Annotated in this window: 26 protein-coding genes; 15 read left to right on the top strand and 11 right to left on the bottom strand. The window is 73.8% G+C overall.

The window, feature by feature from the left end; genetic code table 11:
• Window positions 1-732 carry a class I SAM-dependent DNA methyltransferase gene (locus BLV02_RS32910; protein WP_069113675.1) on the bottom strand — a complete coding sequence of 244 codons (732 nt, stop codon included), beginning with the start codon at window positions 730-732 and terminating at the stop codon, window positions 1-3.
• Between the two features lie 58 nt (window positions 733-790).
• Between BLV02_RS32910 and BLV02_RS32905 the strand changes: the two genes are divergently transcribed.
• Window positions 791-2,035 carry an RNA polymerase sigma factor gene (locus BLV02_RS32905; RefSeq protein WP_069113676.1) on the top strand — a complete coding sequence of 415 codons (1,245 nt, stop codon included), beginning with the start codon at window positions 791-793 and terminating at the stop codon, window positions 2,033-2,035.
• Between the two features lie 172 nt (window positions 2,036-2,207).
• Window positions 2,208-2,666, top strand: coding sequence for a MarR family winged helix-turn-helix transcriptional regulator (locus BLV02_RS32900; protein WP_069113677.1), 459 nt, complete (start codon window positions 2,208-2,210; stop codon window positions 2,664-2,666).
• Window positions 2,667-2,673: 7 nt separating this feature from the next.
• Here the strand turns inward: BLV02_RS32900 and BLV02_RS32895 are convergent, their stop codons facing one another.
• The 9 genes from BLV02_RS32895 to BLV02_RS32855 all read right to left on the bottom strand — a co-directional run bounded on the left by BLV02_RS32895 (window position 2,674) and on the right by BLV02_RS32855 (window position 9,649).
• Entirely contained in the window at window positions 2,674-3,459 is a 786-nt protein-coding gene (locus BLV02_RS32895; protein ID WP_069113678.1) for an isoprenyl transferase, read from the bottom strand.
• Window positions 3,456-4,184 (bottom strand): DNA repair protein RecO, encoded by a 729-nt coding sequence (gene recO, locus BLV02_RS32890; protein ID WP_069113679.1) that lies wholly within the window; start codon window positions 4,182-4,184, stop codon window positions 3,456-3,458. The genes BLV02_RS32895 and recO overlap by 4 nt, the downstream gene beginning before the upstream one ends.
• Window positions 4,185-4,413: 229 nt before the next feature.
• On the bottom strand, window positions 4,414-5,193 hold the full coding sequence (locus BLV02_RS32885) for a sulfite exporter TauE/SafE family protein (RefSeq protein ID WP_069113680.1): 780 nt from the start codon (window positions 5,191-5,193) through the stop codon (window positions 4,414-4,416).
• A gap of 25 nt (window positions 5,194-5,218) precedes the next feature.
• Window positions 5,219-5,926: a GntR family transcriptional regulator gene (locus tag BLV02_RS32880; RefSeq protein WP_069113681.1), complete on the bottom strand. Its 708-nt coding sequence runs from the start codon at window positions 5,924-5,926 to the stop codon at window positions 5,219-5,221.
• A 3-nt stretch (window positions 5,927-5,929) separates the two neighbouring features.
• Window positions 5,930-6,409 carry a PTS sugar transporter subunit IIB gene (locus BLV02_RS32875; protein ID WP_069113682.1) on the bottom strand — a complete coding sequence of 160 codons (480 nt, stop codon included), beginning with the start codon at window positions 6,407-6,409 and terminating at the stop codon, window positions 5,930-5,932.
• Between the two features lie 11 nt (window positions 6,410-6,420).
• Window positions 6,421-7,596 (bottom strand): N-acetylglucosamine-6-phosphate deacetylase, encoded by a 1,176-nt coding sequence (gene nagA, locus BLV02_RS32870; RefSeq protein WP_083289034.1) that lies wholly within the window; start codon window positions 7,594-7,596, stop codon window positions 6,421-6,423.
• Between the two features lie 3 nt (window positions 7,597-7,599).
• The gene (locus BLV02_RS32865) at window positions 7,600-8,445 is read right to left on the bottom strand and encodes a PTS system mannose/fructose/sorbose family transporter subunit IID (protein WP_069113683.1); all 846 of its coding nucleotides are present in this window, start codon (window positions 8,443-8,445) and stop codon (window positions 7,600-7,602) included.
• An 11-nt stretch (window positions 8,446-8,456) separates the two neighbouring features.
• Window positions 8,457-9,230: a PTS sugar transporter subunit IIC gene (locus tag BLV02_RS32860; protein ID WP_069113684.1), complete on the bottom strand. Its 774-nt coding sequence runs from the start codon at window positions 9,228-9,230 to the stop codon at window positions 8,457-8,459.
• Window positions 9,227-9,649, bottom strand: coding sequence for a PTS sugar transporter subunit IIA (locus BLV02_RS32855; RefSeq protein ID WP_074946869.1), 423 nt, complete (start codon window positions 9,647-9,649; stop codon window positions 9,227-9,229). Before BLV02_RS32855 ends, BLV02_RS32860 begins: the two co-directional genes overlap by 4 nt.
• A 57-nt stretch (window positions 9,650-9,706) precedes the next feature.
• Between BLV02_RS32855 and BLV02_RS32850 the strand changes: the two genes are divergently transcribed.
• From BLV02_RS32850 to BLV02_RS32835, 4 genes are all read left to right on the top strand, one after another.
• A complete protein-coding gene (locus BLV02_RS32850; RefSeq protein ID WP_069113686.1) occupies window positions 9,707-11,362 on the top strand; it encodes a putative PEP-binding protein in 1,656 nt (551 codons plus the stop codon).
• 36 nt (window positions 11,363-11,398) lie between these two features.
• On the top strand, window positions 11,399-13,381 hold the full coding sequence (locus BLV02_RS32845) for a TPM domain-containing protein (RefSeq protein WP_171906835.1): 1,983 nt from the start codon (window positions 11,399-11,401) through the stop codon (window positions 13,379-13,381).
• Window positions 13,382-13,444: 63 nt separating this feature from the next.
• Window positions 13,445-14,176, top strand: a complete 732-nt coding sequence (locus BLV02_RS32840) for a PspA/IM30 family protein (RefSeq protein WP_069113688.1) — start codon at window positions 13,445-13,447, stop codon at window positions 14,174-14,176.
• Between the two features lie 86 nt (window positions 14,177-14,262).
• Window positions 14,263-14,757, top strand: coding sequence for a pyridoxamine 5'-phosphate oxidase family protein (locus tag BLV02_RS32835; protein ID WP_069113689.1), 495 nt, complete (start codon window positions 14,263-14,265; stop codon window positions 14,755-14,757).
• 325 nt (window positions 14,758-15,082) lie between these two features.
• Here the strand turns inward: BLV02_RS32835 and BLV02_RS32825 are convergent, their stop codons facing one another.
• Entirely contained in the window at window positions 15,083-15,928 is an 846-nt protein-coding gene (locus tag BLV02_RS32825; RefSeq protein WP_069113691.1) for a LysR family transcriptional regulator, read from the bottom strand.
• 81 nt (window positions 15,929-16,009) lie between these two features.
• Between BLV02_RS32825 and BLV02_RS36920 the strand changes: the two genes are divergently transcribed.
• From BLV02_RS36920 to BLV02_RS32785, 9 genes are all read left to right on the top strand, one after another.
• On the top strand, window positions 16,010-16,147 hold the full coding sequence (locus BLV02_RS36920) for a hypothetical protein (protein WP_171906836.1): 138 nt from the start codon (window positions 16,010-16,012) through the stop codon (window positions 16,145-16,147).
• A gap of 111 nt (window positions 16,148-16,258) precedes the next feature.
• Window positions 16,259-17,779, top strand: coding sequence for an ABC transporter substrate-binding protein (locus BLV02_RS32820; RefSeq protein ID WP_069113692.1), 1,521 nt, complete (start codon window positions 16,259-16,261; stop codon window positions 17,777-17,779).
• Window positions 17,780-17,783: 4 nt separating this feature from the next.
• Window positions 17,784-18,737, top strand: coding sequence for an ABC transporter permease (locus BLV02_RS32815; RefSeq protein ID WP_069113693.1), 954 nt, complete (start codon window positions 17,784-17,786; stop codon window positions 18,735-18,737).
• On the top strand, window positions 18,734-19,579 hold the full coding sequence (locus tag BLV02_RS32810) for an ABC transporter permease (RefSeq protein WP_083289035.1): 846 nt from the start codon (window positions 18,734-18,736) through the stop codon (window positions 19,577-19,579). The genes BLV02_RS32815 and BLV02_RS32810 overlap by 4 nt, the downstream gene beginning before the upstream one ends.
• On the top strand, window positions 19,563-20,354 hold the full coding sequence (locus tag BLV02_RS32805; protein ID WP_069113695.1) for an ABC transporter ATP-binding protein: 792 nt from the start codon (window positions 19,563-19,565) through the stop codon (window positions 20,352-20,354). Before BLV02_RS32810 ends, BLV02_RS32805 begins: the two co-directional genes overlap by 17 nt.
• Window positions 20,351-21,151, top strand: a complete 801-nt coding sequence (locus BLV02_RS32800) for an ABC transporter ATP-binding protein (RefSeq protein ID WP_069113696.1) — start codon at window positions 20,351-20,353, stop codon at window positions 21,149-21,151. The genes BLV02_RS32805 and BLV02_RS32800 overlap by 4 nt, the downstream gene beginning before the upstream one ends.
• Window positions 21,148-22,260 (top strand): LLM class flavin-dependent oxidoreductase, encoded by a 1,113-nt coding sequence (locus BLV02_RS32795; protein ID WP_069113697.1) that lies wholly within the window; start codon window positions 21,148-21,150, stop codon window positions 22,258-22,260. Before BLV02_RS32800 ends, BLV02_RS32795 begins: the two co-directional genes overlap by 4 nt.
• A complete protein-coding gene (locus tag BLV02_RS32790; protein WP_069113698.1) occupies window positions 22,257-22,730 on the top strand; it encodes a cupin domain-containing protein in 474 nt (157 codons plus the stop codon). Before BLV02_RS32795 ends, BLV02_RS32790 begins: the two co-directional genes overlap by 4 nt.
• Window positions 22,727-23,431 (top strand): alpha/beta hydrolase, encoded by a 705-nt coding sequence (locus BLV02_RS32785; protein ID WP_069113699.1) that lies wholly within the window; start codon window positions 22,727-22,729, stop codon window positions 23,429-23,431. The genes BLV02_RS32790 and BLV02_RS32785 overlap by 4 nt, the downstream gene beginning before the upstream one ends.
• The last annotated feature ends 42 nt before the right edge of the window (window positions 23,432-23,473 follow it).

Raw genomic sequence — 23,473 nt, 5'->3', positions numbered from 1 at the left:
TCAGGGCTTGCGCCAGACCGACACGTGGCTCTCGCTGCCCGACGTGAACGGGCTGCGGTCCCAGTCCGCCCAGCGGTCCTCCAGCTCCAGCCCGGCCAGCTGCGCCATCAGGTCGCACTCGGACGGCCAGACGTAGCGGAAGTTGCTCTCGCCGCGCCGGTACGAGCCGTCCGCCTCGCGCCAGAAGTGATGCGACGTGCCCTGCTGGGTGACGAGGTCCATGGTGTCGAAGCCGAGGTGGTCCGGGCCGACGTCGAAGGGGACGGCCGTCTGGCCGGGCGGGAACCGGCGCAGCGGCGGCACCCACAGCTCGACCACGAACCGTCCACCGGCCGTCAGGTGCCGGGCCGCGTTGCGGAAGCAGGCCACCTGCTCGGCCTGGGTGCGCAGGTTCGCGATCGTGTTGAACACCAGGTAGACCAGGCCGAACTCGCCGTCGACGCGGGTGGTTGCCATGTCGCCGGCGACGACCGGGATGCCGGCCGCGCCGGGCTTGCGGCGCAGCTGGTCCAGCATCGGCCCGGACAGGTCGATCCCGGTGACGGGGACGCCGCGCGCGTGCAGCGGCACGGCGACGCGGCCGGTGCCGATGGCGAACTCCAGCGCGGCCGTGTCCGCGGCCAGGCCGGCGAGCAGATCGACGGCGGGATCGATCCGTCCGGGCGTGAACATCTCGGCCGACGTCTCGTCGTAGCGCCGGGCGCTCTCCTCGTCCCATACATCGCTCGTCATGGCGAAAGTGTGGCGCTCTTCCGCGACGTTGTCGGTGGCATGGCCCACAATGGGGGCGATGGATGGGGGAATCGAGGACCTGCTGCGCGAGCAGGCGCCGCAGGTGCTGGGAGCGTTGGTGCGCCGCTACGGCCACTTCGACGCCGCCGAAGACGCCGTCCAGGACGCGCTGCTGGCGGCCGCCGTCCAGTGGCCCGACGACGGCGTGCCCGACAACCCGCGGGCGTGGCTCATCACCGTCGCGTCGCGGCGGCTGACCGACCAGCTGCGCAGCGAGTCGGCCCGGCGGCGGCGCGAAGAGAACGCCGCCGCGCTCACGCCGTCCGACGGCCAGTTCACCGCCCCGCCGGCCGACGAGCAGCCGCCCGACACCGACGACACGCTGACGCTGCTGTTCATGTGCTGCCACCCGTCGCTGTCGGCGCCGTCGCAGGTGGCGCTGACGCTGCGTGCCGTCGGCGGCCTCACCACCACGCAGATCGCGCGCGCGTTCATGGTGCCCGAGACCACCATGGGGCAGCGCATCAGCCGGGCCAAGCAGAGCATCAAGACCGCCGGCGCCCGGTTCGACCTCCCGCCCGAGGAAGACCGCGCCGAGCGGCTGCGCGCCGTCCTGCACGTGCTCTACCTCGTCTTCAACGAGGGCTACACCGCCACGTCCGGCGCCGACCTGCAGCACGTCGAGCTGGCCGCCGAGGCGATCCGGCTGACCCGCCAGGTGCACCGGCTGCTCCCGCGCGACGGCGAGGTCACCGGGCTGCTGGCGCTCATGCTGCTCACCGACGCCCGGCGCACGGCCCGCACCCGCCCCGACGGCAGCCTGGTGCCGCTGGCCGAGCAGGACCGCGCCAGCTGGGACAAGGCCGCCATCGACGAAGGCGTCCTGCTGGTCACCGACGCGCTGCGCCACGGCGACCTCGGCCCGTACCAGGTGCAGGCGGCCATCGCGGCGGTGCACGACGAGGCGCCGGCCGCCGACGACACCGACTGGCCGCAGATCGTCGCGCTCTACGAGGTGCTGGCGCGCATCGCCCCCAACCCGATGGTCACGCTCAACCACGCCGTCGCGGTCGCGATGGTCGACGGGCCCGAGGCCGGGCTGGCGCTGCTCGAGACGCTGGCCGACGACAGCCGGCTGGCCGAGCACCACCGGCTCGAGGCCGTCCGCGCGCACCTGCTCGAGATGGCCGGCGACGCCGCCGCGGCGCGGGCCGCGTACCGGCTGGCCGCGCAGCGCACCACGAGCCTGCCCGAACAGCGCTATCTGGAAGACAAGGCGGCGCGGCTCACCGCGCCGGAATGATCAGGTGGAAACAAAAATGAGGTTACCGATTTCAGCCAGTGGTTTCCCGCACATAATGTGGTCAGCAGGAATGCCGCGGTCGCGAATGTGCCCGCTGAACGGCGGGCACACCTGTTAATTTTCAGGTCGTTGCACGAGAACAAGTGAATCGTCGGTGTTCAGAGGAGTTGTCATGAACGCGTCGGAAGGGCCCGCGGAGCGGCACCCGATCGGGTACTGGCTCAAGCTGGTCGATCGCCTGATCGATCAGGGCTTCGACGCCGTCCTGGGCAGTGCCGCCGTCACGCCGCGGCACTGGCAGATCCTCAACCTGCTCGAGGACGGCCCGGCCACCTACGCGCAGATCGACGACGAAGCGGCGCTGTATCTCGCGCCGCACATGCCCACCGTCCGCCCCGTGGCCGACGACCTTTGCAACCGCGGCTGGGCCACCCCCGTCGGCCCCGACCGCGTCATGCTCACCGAGACCGGCGCCAAGGCGCTCACCGACATCCAGTCCCGGGTCGCGGCCGACCGTCAGCGGGTCACCGAGGGCATCACCGACGAGGAGTACCGCGCGGCCGTCGAGGTGCTGGCGCGCATGGCGACCAACCTGGGCTGGCGCGAAGAGCGCGACATGGGGCCGATCTGACGGCGGCTCAGACGGCGGGCGCGGCGGGGTCGGCGCCGCCGTAGCGGCGGTCGCGCCGGGCGTACTGCTCGACGGCCGCCCACAGTTGGCGGCGGTCGAAATCGGGCCACAGCGTGTCCATGAACACCATCTCGGCGTACGCCGACTGCCAGAGCATGAAGTTCGACGTGCGCTGCTCCCCCGACGGCCGGACGAACAGGTCGACGTCGGGGAGGTCGGGGTTGTAGAGGTAGCGGCCGAGGGTCCGCTCGTTCACCTTGTCGGGCCGCAGCCGCCCGGCGGCGACGTCGGCGGCCATCGCGGCGGCGGCGTCGCCGAGTTCGGCCCGGCCGCCGTAGTTGACGCAGAACTGCAGCGTGATGACGTCGTTGTCGCGGGTGCGCCGCTCGGCGTCCTGCAGTTCGCTGATGACGCTCTTCCACAGCCGCGGCCGGCGGCCCGCCCACCGGATGCGCACCCCGAGCGCGTCGAGCTCGTCGCGGCGGCGCCGGATGACCGTGCGGTTGAAGCCCATGAGGAAGCGCACCTCCTCGGGCGAGCGGCGCCAGTTCTCCGTCGAGAACGCGTACACCGACAGGTGCCGCACGCCGATCTCGATGGCCCCGTGGATGACGTCGAGCAGGACCGCCTCACCGGCCTCGTGGCCCTTGGTGCGCGGCAGCCCGCGGGCGCCCGCCCAACGGCCGTTGCCGTCCATGACGAGGGCGACGTGGGCCGGCACCAGGTCCGGCGGGACGGGCGGCGGGACGGCTCCGGACGGGTGCGGCGTGGGCGGGGTGTAGGTGCGCTTCACCGCTCCACCAGGCCGAGCGAGCGCAGCCCGCGCTCCAGGTGCCACTGCAGGAACGCCGCCGTGATGCCGCTGGCCTCGCGCCGGGCCCGCGGCTGGCTGGAGTCGGCGACCGGCCAGTCGCCGGTGAGCAGCGCCGCCAGCAGCGCGATGGTGTCGCCGGCCGGGGCGACGGTGCCGGCCGGGCGGCACGAGCCGCACACCATGCCGCCGGCCTGGACCGAGAACAGCCGGTGCGGCCCCCGGGCGTCGCAGCGGGCGCAGTCCTCGAAGCTGGGCGCGAACCCGGCGATGGACAGCCCGCGCAGCAGGAACGCGTCGAGCACCAGCCCGGGGTCGTGCGTGGCGCCGGCCAGCGTGCGCAGCGCGCCGACCAGCAGCAGGTACAACTGCACGGCCGGCTCGCGCTCCTCGGCCGTGAGCCGTTCCGCGGTCTCGAGCATGGCGGTGCCCGCGGTGTAGCGGCCGTAGTCGTCGGTGATGCTCATGCCGTACGGCGCGATGGTCTCGGCCTGCGTGACGATGTCGAGCGTGCGGCCGGTGGCGAACTGGCAGTCGACGTGCATGAACGGCTCGAGCCGCGCGCCGAACCGGCTGGTGGTGCGCCGCACGCCCTTGCCGACGGTGCGGATGCGGCCGTTGCCCCTGGTGAGCAGCGTGACGATGCGGTCGGCCTCGCCCAGCTTCTGGGTGCGCAGCACGACCCCTTCGTCGCGGTAGAGACTCACGCGCCCTCCTGACCAGCACCCACGTCGTCACTGTAGTCCGTGCCGCCGACAGATCGGCGGACGCCCGGCCGCGACACCGGGCGGTCGAGCGGGTCCCGCTATGCGTAGTACGCGTAGGTCGCCTTCACCTGACCGGTCCAGAAGGTGAGCCTCCGATCCGCCGTGGGTTTCGCCCATGGCAGCGCGCTCGCTCTCCGCGGAGAAGTCGTACCGCCGGGTGCCGGCGCCGTCAGTCCAGCAGCTCGTGCCCCAGCGCCACGATGGCGACCACGATGATGAGGGCGCGCAGCACCCAGTCGGGCAGGGCCTTGGCCAGGCGGCCGCCGCTGTAGCCGCCGATGGTGGCCCCGACGGCCATGACGGCGACGGCGAGCCACTCGACGTCGGCGTGGCCGAGGAAGTAGGCGATGGTGAAGCCGGTCGCGGCGGTGACGTTGACCGTCAGCGTCAGCAGGTTCTTGATCCCGTTCGTGCTGTTCAGCGGCCGCCCGCTGAACGCGCTCAGCGCGCCGAGCAGCAGGATGCCCTGCGCGGCGGCGAAGTAGCCGCCGTAGATGGAGCAGCCGAGGATCGAGACGCGCAGGCCCCTGCTGCCGAACGGGTTGTCGCCGGCGCGCGACGCCGCGCGGGCGCGGGCCATGGCCGCGAGCCTGGGCTGCACGATCACCAGCAGCAGCGCGAACCCGATGAGGATCGGCACGATGACGTCGAGGGCGCCGGAACTGGTGGTGAGCAGCAGGACGGAGCCGATGACGCCGCCGACGACGGAGATGTAGCGCAGCGCGCGGATGTGCTGGCGGTCCTCGCGCAGCTCCTTGCGGTACGCGAGGGTGCCGCCGAGCGCGGACGTCACCATGGCGATGGTGTTGGTGGTGACGGCGGCGGCGGGGTCGAGGCCGAGGGCGAGCAGGACGGGCAGGGTGACGAGGGAACCGGAGCCGACGGCGCCGTTGATCGACCCCGCCGCCAGGGCAGCGAGCAGCAGCAGGCAGAGCTCTATTGCGGACATGACTCTCTTTCAGCCGGCGCTCCGGCTACTGACCGGTGAACTCCAGCAGGTCCCTGGAGTGGTCGATGTGGTTCAGCATGAGGTCGCCGGCGAGGTCGGCGTCGTGGGCCGCGACGGCGTCGAGGATGGCCCGGTGCTCCGCCCACGAGGACGGCGCCCGGTTGGCGATGATGGTGGCGAGGTACCAGCCGGCCCGCCGCTCGAGGTCGGCGAGCAGCGCCAGCGAGACGCGGTTGGCGCCGATCTCGGTGATGGCCCGGTGGAAGGCGCGGTTCAGCTCGAGCAGCCGCCGCGGGTCGTCGCCCCGGCTCGACGCCTCCAGCCCGTCGGCGTAGATGCCCTCCAGCCGCCGCACCCCGTCGTCGTCGACGTTCTGGGCGGCCAGCCGGCAGCTGTCGGACTCGAGGAGCGCCCGGACGTGGAACACCTCGCGCGCTTCGCGGGCGGTCGGCTCGTGCACGAACGCGCCGCGCCCGGCCCGCAGGTCGACGAACCCGGCGACGGACAGCGACTGCAGCGCCTCGCGCACCGGTTGCCGGCTGACGCCCAGCAGCTCGGCGATGGACTCCTCGGCGAGGTGCTCGCCGGGCGCCAGCTTGCCGAAGACGATCAGTTCCTCGACCGCCTGGCGCACCTGCTCGCGCAGGCTGGCCCGGCGCATGACCGGGACGTCGCCGCGGGACAGCTGCCCGGCGACACCGGGTCGCACGTCGAGGGAGTCGGAGGCGGCCATGGCTCAGAGTCCGGCGACGAGCTTGCCGAGGTCGGTGCGGGCGGTGCCGGGCAGCCACTGCGCCTCGAGGCGGACGCCCTGCTCGGACAGCTCGCGCCAGATGGCGATCTCGTCGTCGGTGGCGTGCACCTCTTTGGTCAGCCGCTTGCGGCCCGGCCCGGTGTGCACGTTGCCGACGTTGACCTCGGTCATCTTCAGGCCGGCGTCGCGCAGCGCCTTCAGCTCGGCCGGCCCCTTGACGACGATGATCGTCTTCACGTCGGACGCGGACTGCTCGACGATGCGCGCGGAGTCGGCGATCGTCAGGATGTCGGCGCGTACCCCGGCCGGCACCGCGAGGAGCATCAGGTTCTTCTGCGTCGGGTTGGCCGCGGTCGGGTCGTCGGCCACCAGGATCTGCTGGATTCCCAGCGCCTGCGTCCATCCCATGACGACCTGGCCGTGGATGAGCCGGTCGTCGACGCGGATCAGAGCGATGTCCATCTCGTTCCTCTCTAGGGCCTTTCCCATTGTCCATGCAGGATGGTGTGGATGATCGCCGCCTCGTCGTCGACGACGATCAGGTCGGCCCGCAGGCCCGCGGCCACGGCGCCGCGGTCGGTGAGCCCCAGCGACCGCGCCGGGTGCCGCCCGGCCGTGTCGAGCGCCAGCGGCAGCGGCACACCGGCCGCGAGCAGCACCCGGACGCCGTCGATCAGCGTCGACGTGCTGCCGGCGATGCCGCCGGTGTGCGTGAAGGCGCGGCCGCCGGTGATCCGCACCGGCGTGCCGTCCCAGCGGTGGTGGTCGCCGTCGGGCAGGCCGGACACGTCGGTGCCGTCGCTGACCAGCATCAGCCGGTCGCGCACGCCGGGCAGCGCGGCGAGCGCGCCGAGCAACTCGGGCGCGACGTGCAGGCCGTCGGCGACGACCTCCAGGTGGACGGATTCGGCGGCGAGCAGCGCCGGCACCGGGCCGGGGCTGCGGTGGTGGATCGGCGGCATGGCGTTGAACAGGTGGGTGGCCCGCCGCGCGCCCCACTCGACGGCCGCGCGGGCCTGTGCGAACGTGGCGGCGGTGTGGCCGACGGAGACCCGCACGCCGGCCGCCGCGAGGGTGCGGACGGCGGACTCGGCGTGCGGGAGTTCCGGCGCGACGGTGCAGACCCGTAGCGCGCCACCAGCCCCGCCGGCCGCGTCGAGCAACGCGGCGACGCGGTCCGGCGACGGCTCGACCAGGTTCTGCTCCTGGTGCACGCCGCGGAAGTCCGGGCTGAGGAACGGCCCTTCCAGGTGGACGCCGAGCAGCTCGGCGCCGCCGGGGCCGGTCGGCCCGGCCAGCGCCGCCAGCCCGCGCACAGAGTGCAGCACGCGGTCGAACGGCACCGACGCGGTGGTGGCGACGAACGACGTGACGCCGGCCGCGCGCAGCCGCCGTCCGATCACCCGCACCGCGTCCGCGTCGGCGCTCATCACGTTGTGCCCGAGCCCGCCGTGCACGTGGGTGTCGACGAGGCCCGGCGCGACGATCAGCCCGTCGACGTCGATCCGCTCGACACCCGGGGCGGCGTCGTCGGACGGTCCGGCCGCGGCGATGCGCCCGGCCCGGACGTGGACGGCGCCCGCCTCCAGCCGGCCGCCGGGCAGCAGCACCCGCCCGCCGGTCAGCACGTACTCGTCGGTCCCGGGCACGGCTCAGGCCGCCAGGACGCCGAAGTAGCCGAACACCAGGCCGGCGACCAGCGTGCCGAGCAGCACCCAGACCGGCGACACCCGGCGCCGGATGAGCGCGTAGACGATCAGCGTCGCGATCAGCGGCAGCAGCGCCGGCAGGACGAGGTCGAGCTGGTCCTGCAGCGCGATGGTCTGCTCGCCGCTGGTGTACGACCACGGCGTGGTGACCTTGAGCATCGTCGCCACCAACGCGCCGGTGACCGCGAGGCCGACGATCGTCGCGCCCTGCTTGATCTGGTCGATCTGCGCGGGCGACAGCTTCTCGAAGAACTGCATGCCGGTGCGGTAGCCGGTGGCGGTGCCGCCGACCCGCATGAGCACCTGGATGGCCAGCAGCGCCAGGAAGAAGATGATCGGCCCGGCGATGTTGCCGTCGATGGCCAGCCCGGCGCAGACCGCGGCCAGGATCGGCCGGATGGTGCCGAAGATCAGCGAGTCGCCGATGCCGGCCAGCGGCGCCATGAGCCCGACCTTGACGGAGTTGATCGCCTCGTCGTTCAGGTCGGTGGCGCCCTTGGCGCGCTGTCGCTCCATGGAGGCGGTGACGCCGGCGATCGGGCCGACCACCCACGGGTTGGTGTTGAAGTAGACCATGTGCCGCTGGTAGGCGGCGGCGCGGTCGACGGGGTCGGGGTAGAGGCGGTCCAGCGTCGGGCGCATCATCCACCAGAACCCGAGGTTCTGGAACCGCTCGTAGTTGAAGCCGCCCTGCAGCAGCAGGCCGCGCACCGTCAGACGGCGGATCTCGCCGCGCTCGTCGTCCAGCTGCTCCGGCGCCTCGGTGGCGATGGTGGCGTTCTCGGTCATGTCTCCTCCGCTCAGATCAGCGCCGACGACTGCGGGCTGGACGGCGACTGCGGCGTCTGCGGCGTGCGGCTGCGCAGGATCGTGACGACCAGCGCGGTCGCGATGATGGCGACGCCGATCACCGTGAAGTCGGTGAACGCGGCGACGGCGAACCCGGCGAAGAAGACCGGGAAGAGCGCCTTGTTGTAGAGCACCGACAGCAGGATCCCGAAGCCGACGGCGGGCAGCAGCGCCGCGGACGTGTTCAGCGCGTTCTGGACGTCGTCGCTGAGCGCGTTGAGCACGCCCTCCAGCGCGTTGGCGCCGAACTGCAGGACCAGGAAGGTCGGCACGAAGTAGGCGAGGAAGTGGATGGCGTTGCCGATCCAGATGATGCCCAGGATCGTACTTCCTCGTGCTTGGGCCGCTGCCGCGTCGGCACGGTGCACCAGGAACGAGCAGACGGTCTTGGCGAACAGCTCGCAGAACGTGCCGAGGACGGCCGCCGGCACCGCCGCCACGAGCGCCGTCTCGGCGCCCTGACCGGCGGAGATGGCCAGCGCCGTGCCGACGGCCGCGCCGATGGCGACGTTGGGCGGCGCGGTGCCGCCGAAGGTCGCGGCGCCGATGAAGATCAGCTCCAGGGTGCCGCCGACGATCAGCCCGGTCTCGAGGTCGCCGGCGATGAGGCCGACGATCGGGCCGAGGATGATCGGCCGCTCCAGCTGCGGGTCGCCGAGGATCCGGCGCGCCAGGTAGGCCAGCGCGACCACCAGGGCGATGAGGAACGCCTGCCAGAGTGTCACGACACTCCTCCTTCCGGCCGGACGAGGGCGCCGGCGTCGCGGATTCCGTCCTGTCCCGCCGTGACGGCGCGGGCGGCCAGCTCCGGCGCCGACGCGGTGCCCGCGGTCAGCGCCAGATCGATGAGCATGGGCAGGTTGACGCCGGTGACGGCGTCGGCCCGGCCGGCCGCCGCCTCGGCGAGCGCGACCCGGGCGGGCGACCCGCCGAGGACGTCGGCCAGGATCAGCACCTGCCCGGGCTCGCCTGCGGGGTTCGCCTGCTCGATCACCGCGGCCACGCGTGCGGTGAGGTCCTCGACCCCGGTGCCCACCGGGAAGTCGACGGGATGCACGTGCTCAGTCGAGCCGACGATCATCTGCGCCGTCTCGACCAACGACGTAGCGAACGAACCGTGGCCCGTCACGACGATTGTTGTCATCCATACTGCATACAGTATGGAGCGAGACCGTTGCAACCCGAGACGCGAGGAGCACGCATGCCGGACCACCCACCCACGACCCTCATCGGACGAGGCGCCGGCCGCGGTGCCGCCGTCGGCCCGATCGTGCAGCTGACCAGCGCAATCACCCGTCCTGACGGCGAGCCGGCGGGCCCGCCGGAGGCCGCCCGGGCGGCGCTGACGGCCGTCGCCGACGACCTGACGGAGCGGGCCGCGGCCGCCGACGGGACGCTGGCGGAGGTCCTGACGGTGACGGCGCAGATGGCCGCCGACCCCGCGCTCGCGGCCGACATCGAGCAGCGGGTGAAGCAGGGCGACGGCCCGGCGACGGCGATCTGGGACGCGTTCGACCCGTTCCTCGAGACGCTCGCCGGGCTCGGCGGCTACATCGCCGAACGGGTGACCGACCTGCGCAGCGTCCGCGACCGCGCCGTCAGCCGGGCGCTGGGGCGGCCCGAGCCGGGACCGGCCCGGCTGGCCGAGCCGTCGGTGGTGGTCGCGGCCGACCTCTCCCCCGCCGACACCAGCGCACTGGACCTCGGCAACGTCGCGGCGATCGTCACCGAGGAGGGCGGCCCGACCAGCCACACCGCGATCATCGCCGGGCAGCTGGGCATTCCGTGCGTCGTCCGGGTGGCCGGAGCGACGGGGCTGCCGGCCGGCCGCCTGGCCGCCGTCGACTCCGCGACCGGCGCCGTCACGCTGGACCCGGACGACGAGCTGGTCGCGCGGGTGCGGCGGGCGGCCGCCGCGCGCGCCGAGCTGCGGGGCACCGCGCCGGCCACGCACACCGCCGACGGGCACCCGGCGGCGGTGCTGGCCAACGTCGGCACGGTCGCCGACGCCGCGGCGGCGGCCGCGGCCGGTGCCACTGGAGTCGGGCTGCTGCGCACCGAGGTGCTGTACCTCGACCGGTCGACGGCGCCCGGCGTCGACGAGCAGGCGGCGGCCTATCGCGAGGTGCTCGGCCACTTCCCCGGCGGCAAGGTCGTCGTCCGGACGCTCGACTCCGGCGCCGACAAGCCGCTGGCCTTCGCCGAGCAGCCCGGCGAGGAGAACCCGGCACTCGGCGTCCGCGGCTACCGGCTGGCCCGGCGCCGTCCGGACCTGCTCGACGACCAACTGGCCGCGCTGGCCCGGGCGCAGCATGACGGCGGCGCCGAGCTGTGGGTGATGGCCCCGATGGTGTCGACCGCCGCCGAGGCGGCCGAGTTCGCCGCCCTTGCCCGCGGCCACGGGCTGACCCGGGTGGGCGCGATGATCGAGGTGCCGTCGGCGGCGCTGCGGGCCGAGGCGATCCTCGCCGAGCTGGACTTCGTCTCGATCGGCACCAACGACCTCGCCCAGTACACGATGGCCGCCGACCGGCTGCGCGGCGAGCTGGCCGACCTGCTGGACCCCTGGCAGCCGGCGGTGCTCGACCTCGTCGCGGCGACCGCCCGCGCGGGCGCCGCGGCCGGCACACCGGTCGGAGTGTGCGGCGAGTCGGCGGCCGATCCGCTGATGGCGCTGGTCCTCGTCGGGCTCGGCGTCACCAGCCTGTCGATGGCGCCGGCCGCCGCGGCGGAGGTCAGCCACATGGTCGCCGGGCACACCCTGGAGGACTGCCGGCGAGCCGCCGCGGCCGCGCTCGCGGCGCCCGGTGCGGCGCGGGCCCGGGCGGCGGCGGAGGCCTCAATCCGGCCGAACTGATTGTGCGACCACCCCTCACCAGGCAGGATGACACTCGTGACTGCCACGCGTTGGCGGGGGCTGGTAACGCTCGTCGTAGTCGCGTTCACCACGTTCCTCGTCGCCGGCCCAGCGGTGGCCGAGCCGCCCTTCAACGTCCCGGGTGCCATCACGGACCGGGCCGGAGCGCTGTCGGGCGGCGACGAACAGCGCATCCAGGCGGCGTTCGACCGCCTCACCGACGACGCCGGGCTGCAGATGTTCGTCGTCTACGTCGACAGTTTCGACGGCCTCGACGGCCAGACGTGGGCGAACGACACCGCCACGGCGTCCGGGCTGGGCACCGACGACATCCTGCTCGCGGTCGCGATCGAGGACCGCTCGTTCGGCATCTCCGTCACCGACGAGCTGGACCTCACCGACGACCAGCTGGCCGAGGTGCGTCAGGACGACATCCGCCCGGAGCTCAGCGACGAGGACTGGGCCGGTGCGGCCATCGCCGGTGCCGACGGGTACCGCGAGGCCGCCACCGGCGACGGCGGCGGCTCGGCCACCCCATGGGTGGTCGGCGGCGTCGTGGTGGTCGGCGCGGGCGCCGCGGGCTGGTGGGCGCTGCGCCGCCGCCGCGACCAGGCCGGCGCGCCGGTCGGCCCGGACGGGCAGCCGGTGGACGAGCTGGCCGGGCTGTCGCTGGACGAGCTGGACAAGCGCGCCAGCGCCGCGCTGGTCGACATCGACGACGCGCTGAAGACGTCCGAGCAGGAGCTGGGGTTCGCCCAGGCGCAGTTCGGCATCCAGGCCACCACCGAGTTCAGCGAGCTGCTGACCACGGCGAAGACGCGGGTCGCCGACGCGTTCGCGGTGCGGCAGCGGCTGGACGACAGCGAGCCGGAGACCGACCAGCAACGGCGCGCGATGACGACCCAGATCATCGTGACCTGCCGCGAGGTCAGCGACGCGCTCGACGCCCAGGTCGAGGAATTCGACCAGCTCCGCGACCTGCAGGCGCGGGCGCCCGAGGTGCTGGCCGAGACCGAGCAGCGCGCCACCGAGGTCGAGCAGCGGCTGCCCGCCGCCCGGGCCCAGCTCGAGCAACTGGCGCTCGGCTACCAGCCGGCCGCACTGGCGTCGGTGAGCGGCAACCCGGACCAGGCGGCTCGGCTGCTGACGGCGGCGCACGAGGCCGTCGCGGCGGGCCAGGAGTCGCTGCGCACGGACGACCGCGCGGCCGCCGTCGCCCAGGCCAGGGCCGCCGAGGACGCCGTCGCGCAGGCCGCGACGCTGCTCGACGCGGTCGCGAGCGCCAAGGACGAGCTGGAGACCGCGGGCGAACGCATCGGCAAGGCGATCGAGTCGGTGTCGCTGGACATCGCCGACGCCGCGCGGCTGGCGCCGTCCGACCCCGCGATCACGGCGGCCGGCGCGACCGCCCAGCAGGCCGTCGCCGCCGGACGCGCTGCCGGGCAGGGCGACCCGCTGGCCGCGCTGCGGCAGCTGGCCGAGGCCGAGACGGCGCTGGACGACCTGCTCGACCCGGTGCGTGCGGCGGCCGAGGAGGCCGAGCGCGCCCGCACCGCCCTCGCCGAGACCGTGGGTCGGGTGACGTCGCAGGTCAAGGCCGTCAACGACTTCATCGAGACCCGACGCGGCGCGGTCGGCACCGAGGCCCGGACCCGGCTGTCCGAGGCGGCTCGCCACCTCGCGCAGGGCCAGTCGCTCGCGACGTCGGACCCGGCGGCCGCGCTCGACGCCGTCAACCGCGCCGACCAGTTGTCGCGGCAGGCGCAGCAGCTGGCCGAACAGGACGTCGGCCAATGGCAGCGGCAGCAGAACCCGGGGCGCGGCGGCGGCACCGACCTCACGTCGATGATCCTCGGCGGCATCCTGATCAACTCGATGGGCCGCGGCGGCGGGATGTTCGGGGGCGGCTCCTCCGGCGGCTTCGGCGGCGGGCGTCCGTCCGGCGGCGGACGCCGTTCGCCGGGCAGTTTCGGAGGGGGCGGCACCCGCGGCCGCCGGGGAGGCGGTGGGCGGTTCTGACCCTGCGCACTGCCTTTCATCCGATCGCGGCTCCACGGGGGGCCAGGAACGAAGGACGACATCATGGCTGAGAAGCAATCCATCCTCGGGCGCATCTCCCAGCTGGCCAAGGCCAACATCAACTCGCTGCTGGACCGCGCCGAGGACCCCGAGGTCATGCTCGACCAGATGGTCCGCGACTACACCGACAACATCGCCGAGGCCGAGCAGGCCGTCGCGCAGACCATCGGCAACCTGCGGCTGGCCGAGCAGGACCACGCCGAGGACGTCCGCGCCGCCGCCGAGTGGGGCAACAAGGCGCTCGCCGCGTCGCAGCGCGCCGACCAGCTGCGCGCCGGCGGCGACACCGCCGACGCGGACAAGTTCGACAACCTCGCCAAGGTCGCCATCGGCAAGCAGATGGGGTTCGAGTCCGAGGCCAAGACGGCCGAGCCGATGATCGCGTCGCAGCGCGAGGTGGCCGAGAAGCTCAAGGCCGGCCTGGCCGGCATGAAGGACAAGCTCAGCGACCTCAAGAACAAGCGTGACGAGCTGGTCGCGCGGGCCAAGAGCGCCCAGGCGCAGGCCCAGGTGCAGGACGCGGTGCGCTCCATCGACATCTTCGACCCCACCAGCGAGGTCTCCCGGTTCGAGGAGAAGGTGCGACGGCAGGAGGCGCAGGTCGCCGGCGCCGCCGAGGTCGCCGCGTCGTCCATCGACCAGCAGTTCGAGGAGCTCGAGGACAGCGCGACGTCCGTGGAGGTCGAGGCCCGTCTGGCCGACCTCAAGCGCGGAGCGACGGCCATCGGCAGCTGACCCACGGAGGACGGTCACTTCGGAGTGCCCGACGCACTCTGAAGTGCCGTCTTCCGCTCCAGCCCCCGGCGTTCGACGATGACAGTGTGACCACCGCGTACTCCGACCTCCGTCCCGACGTCGACCGGATCCTCGCCAGCATCGTCTACGCCACCATGACCACGGTCGACCAGCGGCACCGGCCCCGCTCGCGGGTGCTCATCCCCGTCTGGGAGGTGGCCGGCGGCGCGCCGCTGGGCTGGCTGGCGACGTTCCCGACGCCGGTGAAGGTGGCGCACCTGGCCGCGAACCCGCACGCGACGTTCTCCTACTGGAGCGCCGCCCAGGACACCGTCGCCTTCGACACCGCCGCCACCTGGGTGGACGACCCCGAGACGAAGCGGCGGGTGTGGCGCCTGTACGAACAGGGCAGCCCCCGCGGCGTCGGCTACCCGCCGGGCCGGTTCTGGCCGGCGGCGGAGCACGAGTCGTTCGGCGTACTGCGCCTGGAGCCGTACCGCGTGCAGGTGCTGCTCGGCCGCGACCTCGCCGCCGGCCGGCCGTCGCGCATCTGGACTCCGGCGCGTGCGGCCGTTCGCTAGTTCGCCGCTTTGCGCAAGTTGGCCGTCCCCCTGCTGCCCATTTTCTCAGCCGCGCACGCGCGCCTCAAGCGGACTCATGGGCGCTTCGCGCGACGACGACCGCTTGACCCGCACGCACGCGGTCTAAGAACGGGCAGCTATCAGGGGGACGGGGGAAGTGCGGGCACAGCCCGCCCCGGTCCACCGTCCGCCGCCAGCTGGCCCCGGGGCGACTGTTGATCATGGAGAAAGTCGGCTCGATCGCGTCGAAACGGCCGACCTTCTCCATGATCAACTCGGCCCGTTGTTGCCACTCCCCGGCGAACGGAAGCGGCAACCCCGCGCGTCAACCACCCGCCACCACCTGCTCGACCGCCGCGGCGGCGACCGAGGCGAGCGACGACGGCGCGCCGGCGCGGACCCGGACGCGTAGCGCGGCCGGCTGGATCGGCGGCAGGCCGGCCAGCGGCGCCAGTCCCTCCGGCCGCCCACCCACCCCCGCCAGCACCGCCACCCCGAGGCCGGCCCGGGCGGCCGCCAGGATGCCCGCGAGGTACGCCGCCTCGCAGGCGATCGCCGGCTCCCGCCCAGCCGCGCCGAGCGCCTCGACCGCCCGCCGCCGCAGGGCGCAGGGCTCGTCGAACACGACCAGGGGCAGCGGTTCGCCGGGCGGCGGCAGCCGGAAGCCGGGCGCGGCGTACCAGCGCAGCGGCAGCCGGCCGGCGAAGGTGCCGCGGTCGGCGCTGAGCACGACCGCCACGTCGACGCTGCCGTTGTCGACGGCCTGGGCGAGCCGGCCGCTGCGGTCCAGCCGGAACCGGACCTGCCGCCGCGGGAACGCCGCCCGCAGCGCCGTCGCGATCTCGGGCAGCAGCTGGTCGGCGGCGTGCTCGGAGGAGCCGACGACGATGACGCCGTCGGAGGACTCGACGCCGAGCCGGCGCAGGGCCTCGTCGTGCGCGGTGAGGATGCGCCGGGCCTCGGCCAGCAGCGCCTCGCCCGCGGGCGTGAACCGGCCACGCCGCCCGTCGCGGACGACGAGCGGCCGGTCCAGCACCTTCTCCAGTTTGCGTACGTGCTGGCTGACCGCGCTCTGGGTGATGTGCAGCGCGGCCGCGGCGCGGTGGAATCCGCCGCACTCGGCGACGGCGACGAGGCTGCGCAGCGGCACGATGTCGAGGACGGCGCTCATGGACCGATCAGCGTTCGCGATCGATCACGATCAGTATTCGATGTTGGACAGATCGGGGCCGATCCCCGCAGAATCGTTCGCATGACCCCACTCCAGGACACCGCCACCGGCGAGCGGCTCGCTCGCTCGGCGCTGCGGCACGTCCTGGAGCCGGCCCGCATCCTGACGGTCCGGCGCAGCGTCGACCTGCTGCGCACGGCCAGCGCGCTCTGTCGCTGAGCTCCCACTCCGGCACCACCTCGCTCGCCTGACGGCGGGCGGCCGTCTGCCGCCATGCCGTAAAGCCTAGTAAATCCATCGGCTTTAAGTATTTCAACGGAGCGTCCATCGATGAGAACCCGCACGCTGACCACCGTCCTCGCCGCCCTGCTCCTGCTGGCCGGCTGCGCGGGCGACACCTCGCCCACCAGCCAGGGCGCGACCGGCCAGAACGCCGCCGGCGGCAGCCTCACCTGGGGCTGGCATCTCCCGTCGACCTGGGACCCGGTGACGTCCACCGTCGGCCAGGACGTGCACGTGCTGTCGCTCGCCTACGCGGCGCTGACCAAGCAGGACGTCGACGGCAACGCGGTGCCCGCGCTGGCGGAGAGCTGGACCTACAACGAGACCGGCGACGAGGTCACCTTCACCCTGCGCGACGGGCTGACGTTCACCGACGGCACGCCGCTCGACGCCGAGGCGGTCAGGGCCAGCTTGCTGCGCGGCCGCGACGCTCCCGACTCGACGATCGGCGCCCAGCTCAGCGTCGTCACCGACGTCAGGGTGGACAGTCCCACCGAGGTGACGCTGCTGCTCAACCAGCCCGACTACCAGATCCCGCTGCTGCTGTCGGGCAAGACCGGCATGATCGTCAGCCCCACGGCGGTGGCCGAAGACGTCGAGGGCCTCGCGACGAAGCCCGTCGGCGCCGGGCCGTTCGCGCTGGACGAGTACGTCCCGGCGTCGCACGCCACACTGCACAAGAACGAGGACTACTGGGACGCGGACGCCATCCTGGTCGACGACTTCGAGCTGCGGGTGCCGCCGGACCCGACGGTCGCGGTCGCGGGCATCCAGTCCGGCCAGTTCGACGTCGCCGTCATCCCGCCGGCGCAGCTCGAGGCGGCCCGGGCGGCCGGGCTCGAGGTCGACGTCATCGACGTGTTCACGGTGCGGGTGCTGGACGTGAACAACACCGTGGAGCCGTTCGACGACCCGCGGGTCACGCAGGCGATCAGCCACGCGATCGACCGGCAGTCGCTCGTCGACGTCGCGTTCTTCGGCGAGGGCGACCCGAACTGGCAGCCGTTCCCGCGCGACTACCTCGCCTGGAACGAGGAGCTCGACCAGCTGTACCCGTTCGACCAGGACCGCGCCCGCGAGCTGCTGGCCGAGGCCGGCTACCCCGACGGCGTCGCCGTCACGCTCACCACCAGCGCCGAGAACGACCCGCTGGCCGAGCTCCTGCAGCAGCAGCTCCAAGAGGTCGGCATCGACGTGACGTTGGAGGTCGCGACGCCCGGCGCGAACAACTACGTGACCCGGCAGTACCCGTTCGTCGTGGACAGCTTCTCCGGCCGCGAGTCGCCGCTGCAGTCGCTGGAGGTGCTGTTCGGGCCGGAAGGGCTGATGAACCTGGGCCGCAACGCGCCGCCGGAGATCCAGGCCGCCATCGACGTCGCCCGCTCCACCCCGCTGGACGACCCCGGCTACGAGCAGGCCGTCCAGGACGCCGTCGCCGCCGCCGTCACCACCATGCCGAACACGTTCCTGTTCACCTGGCCGCGGATCTTCGCCCGCGACCCGTCCGTGCAGGGCCTCGAGCACTACATCGGCACCCAGCGGTTCGAGGGTGTCACGGTGGGGCGGTGACGGTGTGCGCGCACTCCACGCGGCCGGCCGGGCCGCACTGATCGCGGTCCCGGTGCTGCTGATCGCCACGTTCATCACCTTCGGCCTGGGCGCGCTGAGCGACCAGAACCCGGCCGCGGCGGCCATGGGCGAGACGGCGACGCAGGCCGACATCGACCGACTCAACCACGAGTTCGGCCTGGACCGGCCGTTCCTGGAGCGGTACGTGACCTGGATCGGCGACGCGGTCACCGGCGACCTCGGCCGGTCCTGGTTCACCCACATCCCGGTGGCGGAGAGCATCGGGCAGCGGCTGCCGGTCAGCCTGTCGATCGCCGCACTGGCGCTGCTGCTGGCGGTCGTGCTGGGCGCGGCGGCCGGCATCGGCGCGGCGCTGACGGCCGGCAGCTGGTTCGACCGGGCGGTGACGGCGGTCTGCGCGGCGCTGTCGACGATCCCGGCGTTCGTGGCCGGCATCGCGCTGATCGTGGTGTTCGCGGTGCTGGTGCCGGTGCTCCCGGCCGGCGGGTACGTGCCGCCGTCGCAGGGCGTGGGGCCGTGGCTGACGTACCTGCTGCTGCCCGCGGTCGCGCTCAGCCTGGACAGCGCCGCCGACCTCGCCCGCCAGCTGCGCACCGGCCTGGTCACGACGCTGCGGGAGAACTACGTCACCGGCGCGGTCGTGCGCGGCCTCGGCCCGCGCCGGGTGGTGTTCGGGCACGCGCTGCGCAACGGCGCCGGCCCGGCCGTCGCGGTGCTCGGGCTGCACGTGCCGCGGCTGATCGGCGGCGCCGTCATCACCGAGACGGTGTTCGCGATGCCGGGCCTCGGGCAGCTGGCGACGACCGGCGCGTTGCAGGGCGACGTGCCGGTCGTGCAGGGGACCCTGCTGGTGGCGATCGCGCTGGTGCTGGTCTCCAGCGTGCTGGTCAACGTGGCGCTGGCGCGGCTGCGGCCGGCATCGGGGCGGACGGCATGAGGGCCTTGCGGCTGGCCGTCCGGCAGCCTGCGGCGCGCGTCGCGCTGGGGGTGCTCGGCGTCGTCGTGCTGCTGATGGTCGCCGGGTCGTGGCTGGCACCGTACGACCCGCTGCACCAGGACACGACGGCGATCCTGGCCGGTCCCAGCGCGGAGCACTGGCTGGGTACCGACTACGTGGGCCGCGACGTGCTCAGCCGGCTGCTGGCCGGGTCGCGGCTGTCGGTGATCGCCGCCGCGGAGGCGGTCGGGCTGGGGCTGCTGCTCGGCGTGCTGCCCGGGCTGGCGTCGGTGTACCTCGGGCGGGTCTTCGAGTGGCTGTCGCTGCGGGTGATGGACGGGCTGATGGCGCTGCCGTTCATCATCTTCGCGATCGCCGTGGCGGCGCTGCTGGGCAACGGGCTGCACCAGGCCATGTTCGCCGTCGGGGTGCTGATGGCGCCGTCGTTCTACCGGGTCACCCGGGCCGCGGCGATCGGGCTGCGGCAGGCGCAGTACGTCGAGGCGGCGACGCTGTTCGGCGCCACCCGCTGGCGGATCGTCCGCACCCACGTCTGGCAGAAGGTGCTGCCGACGGTCGTGGTGACGACGGCGACCGCGATGGCCGGCGCGCTGCTGGTGGTGTCGTCGCTGACGTTCCTCGGCATCGGCGTGCAGCCGCCCGCGCCGACGTGGGGCGGGATGCTGGCCAGCGACCTCGGCTACCTCAGCCAGCGCCCGTTCGGCCCGCTCGCGCCGGCGCTGCTGATCATCGTCACCGTCGCCGCGCTCAACGCGCTGGCCGACGCCATCACCGTCGACCCCGCCACCACCCAGGAGGCCCCGGATGCTCTTCGTCGATGACCTGCACCTGAGCACCACCGGCGGCACCGAACTGGTGCACGGCGTGAGCTTCGCCCTCGCGCCCGGCGAGGCGATCGGCCTGGTCGGCGAGTCCGGCAGCGGCAAGACGCTGACCTGCCGGGCGATCCTGGGCGTCCCACCGCCGGGGGTCACCGTCAGCGGCGGCACGATCCGGCTGGCCGGCGACGACGTCGCCCACTACACGCGGCGGCAGTGGGACCGCGCCCGCGGGCCGCGGATCGCCGCCGTCTTCCAGGACCCGGCGTCGTACCTGAACCCGTCGCTGACGGTGGGCCGCCAGCTCGGCGAGGTGCTGCGGGTCAAGAGCGGCCTGCACCGCCGGGTCGCCAAGGCGCGCGCCGTCGAGCTGCTGGCGTCGATGGGGCTGCACCGGCCCGAGCACGTGCACGACCAGTACCCGTACGAGCTGTCCGGCGGCATGCTGCAACGCGTCCTCATCGCCATCGCCGTCTCCGGCGACCCGGACCTGCTGATCGCCGACGAGGCGACGACGGCGCTCGACGTCACCGTCCAGGCCGAGGTGCTGAACCTGATCGCGGCGCTGCGGGCCGAACGACGGCTGTCGCTGCTGCTGGTGTCGCACGACCTCGCCGTCGTGGCGCAGCTGTGCGACCGCGTCGTCGTGCTGCGCGACGGGCGGGTGGTGGAGTCCGGGCCGACCCGCCAGGTGCTCGACGACCCCGCCGACCCGTACACCCGCGCGCTGGTCGCCGACCACCGCGAGTACGGCCTGCACCGGCTGGTGGCCCGATGAGCGCGCTGGAGGTGGACGGCGTCGAGGTCCGGCTGGGCCGCCGCGCGACGACGCCGATCCTGCACGGCGTCGACCTCACCGCACGCTCCGGCGAGATCGTCGGGCTGATCGGCGAGACCGGGTCCGGCAAGACGACGCTGGCCCGGGCGGTCGTCGGGCTGGCGCCGCTGCACGCCGGAACCGTCCGGGTCGACGGCACGCCGGTGTCCGGGCTGCGCGGCGCGGAGCTGCGCCGGTTCCGCCGCGGCGGACGGGTCCAGTACGTGTTCCAGGACCCGCTGCGCTCACTCGACCCGGACGTGACGGTGCTCGACTCCGTCGCCGAAGGACCGGCGATCCGCGGCGACGGCCAGGGCGCGGACCGGCGGGCGCGCGCCGTCGCCGCCCTGGAGCAGGTCGGGCTGGACCCCGCGCTCGGCGACCGGCTGCCCGGGCGGCTCTCCGGCGGCCAGCGCCAACGCGTCACGATCGCCCGCGCGCTCGCCGTCGACCCCCGGGTGCTGCTGCTGGACGAGCCGGTCAGCGCGCTGGACGCGGCCAACCGCAACCACGTGCTGCGGCTGCTGGACCGGCTGCGGCGCGAGCGCGAGGTGGCGATCGTGCTGATCACGCACGACCTCGGCTCGCTGGCCGGCATCGCCGACCGGATCGTCGTCCTCTACCGCGGGCGCGTCGTCGAGGAGGGTCCGGCCGCGCGGGTGCTGCTCGAGCCCGCGGACCCCTACACCCAGCGGCTGATCGCGTCCGTCCCGAGCATCGACGGACCCCGTCCCATCTACGCAAGGAGCACGACATGACACTGGAAGTCCTCGGCATGGTCGGCACCAAGGAGGGCTCGGAGAGCCTCGGCTGGCGTCCCGGCCCGGTCGTCGACCCCGCCTACCTGCACCGGTTCGCGCAGGCGCACGAGCTGGCCGGGTTCGACCGGGTGCTGATCGGCTACAGCGCGTCCTCGCCGGACGGCTTCGCCGTCGCCGCCTCCGTGCTGCACCGGACCGAGCGGCTCAAGGTGCTCATCGCCCACCGGCCCGGGTTCGTGCAGCCGACGCTGGTGGCCCGCAAGCTGGCCACGCTGGACCACCTCACCGGCGGCGGGCGCGTCGCGATCCACCACATCACCGGCGGCAGCGAACAGGACCAGCAGCGCGACGGCGACTACGCGGAGAAGGACGCGCGGTACCGGCGCACCGGCGAGTTCATCGAGGTGCTGCGCCGCACGCTCACGTCGGCCGAGCCGTTCGACCACGAGGGCGAGTTCTACCGCTACACCGGCGCGTTCAGCACGGTGAAGCCCGCGACGCCGGACGGCATCCCGGTGTACTTCGGCGGCCAGTCCGACGCCGCCGTCGAGACCGGAGCCCGGCACACCGACGTCTACATGCTGTTCGGCGAGCCGCTGGCGGCGACGGCGGAGCGGATCGCGCTGATCCGGGCCCGCGCCGCCGAGCTGGGGCGGACGGTCGAGTTCAGCCTGTCGACCCGGCCGATCGTCGCCGACACCGAGGACGCCGCGTGGGCCCGGGCCCGCGAGATCTACGACCAGGCCGTCGAGGTGAAGTCGCGCGCGGGCACGGACGACGGCTGGTGGGGCCCGCGCCGCCGCACGACCGAACGCAACGCCGTCTCGTCGAACCGGCTGCAGGAGCACGCCGCCGTCCAGGACGTGCACGACGAGCGGCTGTGGTTCGGCATCACCAAGCTGTTCGGCCCGACCGGCAACTCGACCGCGCCCGTCGGCACGCCGGCGCAGGTGGCCGAGGCGCTGCTGAAGTACTACGACCTCGGCGTCACGAGGTTCCTCATCCGCGGCTTCGACCCGGTGAACGACGTGCTGCGCTGGGGCGAGGACCTGGTGCCGCTGCTGCGCTCGGGCGCGGCGGCGCGGGCGGGGACGGCGGCCGCATGAGCGTCGACGACGCCAACCGCGTCTGGCACGGACGGCTGGAACACGTCCGCGGCGCCGGACTGTCCAGCGACACCGCCCAGACGTCCGGGATGAAGCGGTTCGAGGCGATCTCCGGCCGGACCGTCGGGTCGTCGAAGCTCTGGATGGGCCGCACCGACGTCGCGCCCGCCACGAACTCCGGCGACCACCACCACGGCGAGGCCGAGACCGCCATCTACGTGAAGGCGGGGCACCCGGTGTTCGTCTTCGCCGACGGCGACCAGGAGATCCGCATCGAGACCGAGCCGGGCGACTTCGTGTTCGTGCCGCCGTACGTGCCGCACCGCGAGGAGAACCCGTCGCCGGACGAGGAGGCGGTCGTGGTGATCGCCCGCAGCACGCAGGAGGGAATCGTGGTCAACCTGCCCAGCCTCTGGGCGACGGACGGCGTCGCGGGCGACGCCGAGTGCGCACCGGAGGCGGACGCATGAGCGTCGTCGAGGCCGCTCCCGGAGTCGTCGCGTTCGACCCGCCGGCCGGGGTGACGGCGCGCGGGACCGTCGTCGTGCTGCCCGGGCGCGGTGAGCACGGCGGGGTGTACGAGCGGTTCGGCCGGCGGCTGGCCGCCGACGGGTACGTGGTGCGGGCGCTGGACGAGGCCCCGGCCACGGCATCGGCGGCGGGCGCGGCCGTGGCGGCCGTGCTGGCGGTCCCGGGTCTCCCCCGGCCGTACGTGCTGGCCGGCTCGGACACCGGCGCGGTGCTGGCGCCGGCCGTGGCCGGTCCGCTCGGCGTCGACGCGGTGGTGCTGGCCGGGTATCCGGTGGCCGGTGGCGCGGCCGAGGCCGGGATCGAGGCGCGCACGGCCTGCCCGGTGCACGCCGGCCGGCTGCGCGACGACCCGCGGTTCGTCGCCGCGGCGCTGGCCGGCCCGGTGCCCGGCGGCGCCCCGCTGGACGCCGTCGAGGTGCCGGTGCTGGCGCTGCACGGCGCCGCCGACACCGTCAGCCCCTACCCGGCCGCCCGCGCCGCGCTGTCCGCCGTCCCCGACCTCGTGCTGGTGACGCTGGCCGGCGGCCGGCACGACGCGTTCAACGACCGGTCGCACCGCACCGCCGCGGCGCACGTCGTGCTGTTCCTGGAGGACCTGCGCGCCGGCGCCGCCGTGGCGACGTCCGAGCGCCTGGACTGACTCGTGGGGGTGGCTGACGGGCCTTCGACGGCGCGGATCGAC

The sequence above is a fragment of the Jiangella alba genome (genome assembly GCF_900106035.1).
Lineage (GTDB): Bacteria > Actinomycetota > Actinomycetes > Jiangellales > Jiangellaceae > Jiangella > Jiangella alba.
This window is presented reverse-complemented; position numbering and strand designations above follow the sequence as displayed.